We start from the raw sequence: 5,582 nt of genomic DNA on the forward strand, positions 1-5,582 counted from the left end.
AGTAACATTTGGTGAAACCTCTTCAGCAGGAGTCCCGAAAAGCTTTGCTGAAGAAACGATTGTTATTCCATTGAATGATAGGAAAGCCGTTGAGGAAGCTTTTTCTCAATTTAAAGATCAGGTAGCAGCTGTAATTATTGAAGGTATTCCGGCTAATAATGGTTTACTGATACAGGAAAAAGAATATGTTCATTTCTTACGGGAGATTACACAGCAAAATAATGCATTGTTAATTTTTGATGAGGTTATTACAGGCTTTAGATTAGGATTTGAGGGCGCTGCTGCTTACTACGATGTGCAGCCGGATATTATTACCTATGGTAAAATTATAGGCGGAGGCATGCCTGTAGGTGCTTATGGCGCTTCTAATGAAATTATGAGCCGTATTTCTCCGGATGGTAATGTTTACCAAGCTGGAACCTTGTCAGGTAATCCGATAGCTATGGCTGCCGGTATTGCTCAATTGAGCGTGCTTAAAAGCGGAGTTTATAAATCATTAAATAGTAAAGCATTAGCATTTGTAGAAGCATTGCAGCGTTATGTTTCTGCAAAGAACTATAAAGTGAAGATATTTTCGGCAGGCTCGATTTTCTGGATAGCCTTTACTGATAAAGAACATATTCGCGCTGCTTCAGAGATTGATCCTCAAAGTATGGAGAAATACAAGGTAATGCACCGCGAGCTATTGAATCGGGGAATATATTTTGGCCCTTCAGGGTATGAAGTAGGTTTTGTATCAAATGCACATACAAAGACTGATTTAGAAAAAGCGAAACGAGCAATTTTTGAAAGCTTAGAAGTTGTTTTTAGAAATGGTAATTAATAAGCTATTATAATATTGAAAAAGGGCAGTAATTATAAATTACTGCCCTTTTTCAATTAAAAGATATATAATATTAGATTCCTAAACGATCTTCGATTGTTTCCTGTTCTTGTTCACCTTGATAATACTGGTTATAATATTGGCTGCAGTCTAACGTGACTTGTAAACCACCTTTTGGTAGCTCGAAATCTCCTTGTGTGTATTTAAGTGTCTTGTCTGCATATACTTTCTGTAAATATAATCCATATACTGGTAAGGCTGCATTTGCACCTTGGCCAATAGCAGTAGAACTAAAACTAATTGCTCTGTTTTCTGCACCTGTCCATACGCCAGTTACAAGATCAGGCGTTATTCCTATAAACCATGCATCTGAATTGTTATTGGTTGTTCCTGTTTTTCCGCCCATTGGGTTTTTAAAGTTGAACATCCATCGTAAGCGATTACCACTTCCGGCATCTACAACGCTTTTTAACATATCCACCATTACATAAGCAGTTTGTTCGTTTAAAACAACTGATATTTTTGGGTTATGCTCGTAAATAACAGCTCCATTCCGATCTTCTACTCTTAAAACATAAGTTGGTTCTGTCCATACACCATGATTTACAAACGCAGAATAGGCACCTACCATATCATATAAGGATGCATCAAAAGATCCTAGACTGATAGAAGGCAGGGGTTTTAGGTCCGGACTTGTTATTCCCATATTTTTTATGAGATTAGCCACAGGAACGGGTCCAACTTGCTGCATTATATCTACTGTTGCAAAGTTTTGTGAATTTGCAAGTGCTGCTCGTAAAGTAATAGGACTGCCTATAGATGTACCTCTAGGCGTCCAGTCTCCGATAGATATCGGCTGATTAGGTACCTGGTAGCAAGGGGAATATCCATTGTCAATTGCTACTGCATATGTGAAAGGTTTGGCAGTAGATCCAACCTGACGAGTTCCTACTTTAACCTGATCGTATTTAAAGTGTTCGAAATCAATCCCTCCAACCCAGGCTCTGACGAATCCTGTTTTAGGTTCCATAGACATTACTGAGTTACGAAGAATTAACTTGTGATAGCGAATAGAATCTAACGGAGTCATAACAGTATCAATCACTCCTCTCCAACTAAAAACGGATAGTTTGGTAGGCTCTGTAAAGTTCTTTTGGATTTCATCCTCGGATAGTCCATCTTGTTGAAGCCATCTATAACGGCTTGATTGTTTGATGCCCTGATCAAGCAGGATTTGATAATTCTTAAATGGATCTCTGTTTTTGTTTTCTCTATTGAACTGATCTTGTAGCTTTTGAAGCCATTCGCGTTGAGCTTCTTCTGCATATCTCTGCATTCTAGAGTCGATGGTTGTATATATTTTAAGTCCGTCTCTATCTAGGTCATAGGCTGTGCCATCTGCTTTTGTTCGTGAGTTGTCTGCAAATATCTTTTTTAATTCTTCTTTTAGAGTTGCACGGAAATAAGGGGCTAGACCTTCTCCGTAACTAACAGGGTTAAAGGATAAGACTAGAGGTTTTTGCTTTATCTCTTCTGCTTGTTCTCTGTTTAGGAAACCCGCTCTTCGCATGTTTTCAAGAACTGTGTTCCTTCTGTTAAATGCGTTTTTCGGATTGCTTATTGGAGAATAAAGCCAGGTACCTTTTAACATACCTACTAAAACGGCTGCTTGTTCTGCGGTAAGTTCCGCTGGAGTAGTACCGAAATAAGTTTTTGCGGCCGATTTTATACCATAAGTATTATAAGCACCGAAATCAACGGTGTTAAAGTACATGGTAATGATTTCCTCTTTTGTGTAGTTCCTTTCCAGTCGAACAGCTGTAATCCATTCTTGGAATTTCTGGATAATTCTTTTTGCTGTATTTCGGGATCTTCCTTCTGAGAAAAGATTTAAAGCTAACTGTTGAGTAATTGTACTTGCACCTTGTTTTTTCCCTACCAAATTGTATAGAATAATGGAAAAGGTTCTTTTGAAGTCAATACCCGAATGAGAATAGAACCGGATATCTTCTGTTGAGATAAGAGCATTAATTAAATCCGGTGATAGTTCTTCATAAGTAACATTGGATCTGTTTTGCGAAAAATAAGTTCCCAGTACCTTTCCATCTGCTGAAATTACTTCACTAGCTAAATTGTTCTTAGGGTTCTCAAGGTCTTCGAAAGAAGGTAAAGGGCCGAATAGCCCTAACCTAACAGAAAGTATAAATAGAAAACCGAATACTAGAAGTCCAACTAGAATTTTCCAGAAATTACGGGTATATCTATTAATGTCTTCGGTCGTTAATTGATTTTTTTTTGTTTGTCGCTGCATTTAAATATTAGCGTTTTATTTCGTTCTTAATCTTATAGCGATTTTCGTGCCTAATTTAATCGCCTGATTCTCGTGACAAAGATACGGTCTTTTATTTTTCTTTGAAACTTATCTGGAAATAGCACTTTCATAAATTATAGTTCCCAATTAACCTCTATATTTGCCTTGTTAGTAAAAAAGGGAAGGAATTAGACTAAGGGGAGTATATATGGCATTTTTTAAAAGAAGCTCAAACCAGAAAGAAGATGAGAATAACTTAAGCAAATATGCTTATTACTCAGGCTTAGGGTTTCAAATGATTGCTATTATTGGCGTTTTTACATTTATTGGATACAAGATAGATCAGAATATGGATAATCAAAAGCCCGTCTTTACAGCTCTATTGAGTTTGCTGGGAGTTTGTGTAAGCTTATATTCGGTTATAAAGTCTGTTAAAAAGCAATAATTTTAAAACCATAGATGAGCATTTTAAAATTCCTTCTTCTATTCTCAGCTTTTGCAGGCTTGATAGTTATTCTTCCTTACGGTGTTGAATATTTCTTTTCTATTTCTTTCTTAAGTAAACAGTTTCTACTCATAGCCTTTTTTCTTTTTTTTCTTACTATTATCGTTTATATTATTTCGTATTTGGGTATAAAAAAAGGGGGGCAAAATTCTGTTTTAAATGTGTTAGGAGGGTTAACAGTAAAGATGATATTTAGCTTAGCGATGATATTGCTGTTATTTCTTAAAACTGCTGAAAATCAAAAGGTTTTAGCTGGAAACTTTTTTTATATATATTTCTTATTTACTCTCTTTGAAGTTATCTGTTTGTTGCGTAACTTGCGCGACCAAAATAAAATGTAAAAAACACGGAATAGATGGAATTCAGCCATATTTTTAATTCAAGGGGTGCTAAAATTATTGCGTTTTTCGCGCTTCTTTTCACTTTTTCTACTTCTAGTGCACAAAATGACATAGCATCGACAAGCTCTGTTGAAAGTGAATCTCTTCAAGAATTAGAGAAAGAAAATGGGCTTGATATCAACAATTTTATTCTGCATCATATTGCCGATGCTCATGAATTTCATTTTTTTGGCGAGGGTGAAAATTGGAAAGGTATTTATTTCCCAATTATTTTATTGACAGACCAAGGGTTGGTGACATTCTCTGCTAAGAATTTTCAATTAGATCATGATGGAGTAGTAGTAGTTGAAAAGAACGGTCAACGTTTTGTTAGGTACCATAATAAGATCTATTATGCCTCGGAAGAAGCTGAACATGGTTCTTTCTTAAGCATGACTACTAATGAAAAAGGTGAACACGTGGTTTCAAATGCAAAACCCTGGGATTTTTCAATCACTAAAAATGTGTTTACCATTCTACTCTCAATTGCTGCTTTATGTTTTATATTCATAAGTGTTGCAAATTCTTATAAAAAACGTGAAGGCAAAGCTCCTAAGGGTTTGCAATCTCTTATTGAGCCAATCATTATTTTTGTTCGCGACGATATTGCTAAACCTAATTTAGGTTATAAGTATGAACGTTATATGCCTTATTTATTGACTGTGTTTTTCTTTATCTGGTTTAATAATATGTTTGGTTTGGTGCCATTCTTTCCAGGAGGAGCTAATGTTACAGGAAACATTGCAGTAACAATGGTATTGGCATCAATTACTTTATTAATTACTCTATTTAGTGGTAATAAAGCTTATTGGGGACATATTTTTAGACCTAATGTACCTTGGTGGTTATATCCTTTAATGATTCCTGTTGAGATAATAGGAGTTTTTACAAAGCCTATTGCCTTGATGATTCGTTTATTTGCGAATATTACCGCCGGACATATTTTAGTTCTTGCTCTTATATCGCTAATATTTGTCTTTGAGTCAGTAGCTGTTGCTCCTGCATCAATTTTATTCGTTCTGTTTATAAGCTTAATAGAATTGCTGGTAGCATTTATTCAAGCTTTTATCTTTACGATACTTTCTGCTCTGTTCATTGGAATGGCCATTGAAGAGCATCATTAATTTTTGAACATTATTGTTAAACTAAATATATAAATTAAATTAAAATGACTGGAACATTAGCTGCAATTGGAGCCGGATTAGCCGCAATCGGCGCCGGAATTGGTATCGGTAAAATTGGTGGTTCTGCAATGGAAAGCATTGCCCGCCAGCCCGAAGCTGCTTCAAAAATTCAAACTGCAATGCTTATTGCTGCGGCCCTAATCGAGGCTGTTGCATTATTCGCAGTAGTTGTTGCCTTCTTAGGTAACTAAAAAATAAAGCACTTGTTGATGGGATTGCCATCAACAAGTCTTTTTTATATTTAGTAATAATAAAGATTTAATTTAAAGATAATGGAATTAGTTACCCCAGCGATTGGCTTAATATTTTGGCAGACTATCGGCTTTGTGATTTTGTTGTTTGTTCTAACAAAATTTGCATGGAAACCTGTAATGAAGTC

The 5,582-nt window shown here is 35.7% G+C and carries 6 protein-coding genes; 5 read left to right on the forward strand and 1 reads right to left on the reverse strand.

Annotation, left to right across the window (positions count from 1 at the left end; all coding sequences use genetic code 11):
* Positions 1–823 (forward strand): aspartate aminotransferase family protein (locus ABWO41_RS14850; RefSeq protein ID WP_353139728.1); only part of this gene is annotated, 823 nt, incomplete at its 5' end.
* Positions 824–896: 73 nt separating this feature from the next.
* Here the strand turns inward: ABWO41_RS14850 and ABWO41_RS14855 are convergent.
* Positions 897–3,134 carry a penicillin-binding protein 1A gene (locus tag ABWO41_RS14855; protein ID WP_353139731.1) on the reverse strand — a complete coding sequence of 746 codons (2,238 nt, stop codon included), beginning with the start codon at positions 3,132–3,134 and terminating at the stop codon, positions 897–899.
* Positions 3,135–3,342: 208 nt separating this feature from the next.
* Between ABWO41_RS14855 and ABWO41_RS14860 the strand changes: the two genes are divergently transcribed.
* The 4 genes from ABWO41_RS14860 to atpE are packed head-to-tail and all read left to right on the forward strand — an operon-like array spanning position 3,343 to position 5,394.
* Positions 3,343–3,579: an AtpZ/AtpI family protein gene (locus ABWO41_RS14860; RefSeq protein ID WP_353139734.1), complete on the forward strand. Its 237-nt coding sequence runs from the start codon at positions 3,343–3,345 to the stop codon at positions 3,577–3,579.
* Between the two features lie 14 nt (positions 3,580–3,593).
* The gene (locus tag ABWO41_RS14865; protein ID WP_353139737.1) at positions 3,594–3,980 is read left to right on the forward strand and encodes a hypothetical protein; all 387 of its coding nucleotides are present in this window, start codon (positions 3,594–3,596) and stop codon (positions 3,978–3,980) included.
* Positions 3,981–3,994: 14 nt separating this feature from the next.
* On the forward strand, positions 3,995–5,143 hold the full coding sequence (gene atpB / locus ABWO41_RS14870) for a F0F1 ATP synthase subunit A (protein WP_353139740.1): 1,149 nt from the start codon (positions 3,995–3,997) through the stop codon (positions 5,141–5,143).
* Positions 5,144–5,187: 44 nt separating this feature from the next.
* Entirely contained in the window at positions 5,188–5,394 is a 207-nt protein-coding gene (gene atpE / locus ABWO41_RS14875; RefSeq protein WP_132224361.1) for an ATP synthase F0 subunit C, read from the forward strand.
* Positions 5,395–5,582: the final 188 nt, after the last annotated feature.

Source organism: Pseudopedobacter sp. (assembly GCF_040392825.1).
In the GTDB taxonomy this organism is placed as follows: domain Bacteria; phylum Bacteroidota; class Bacteroidia; order Sphingobacteriales; family Sphingobacteriaceae; genus Pseudopedobacter.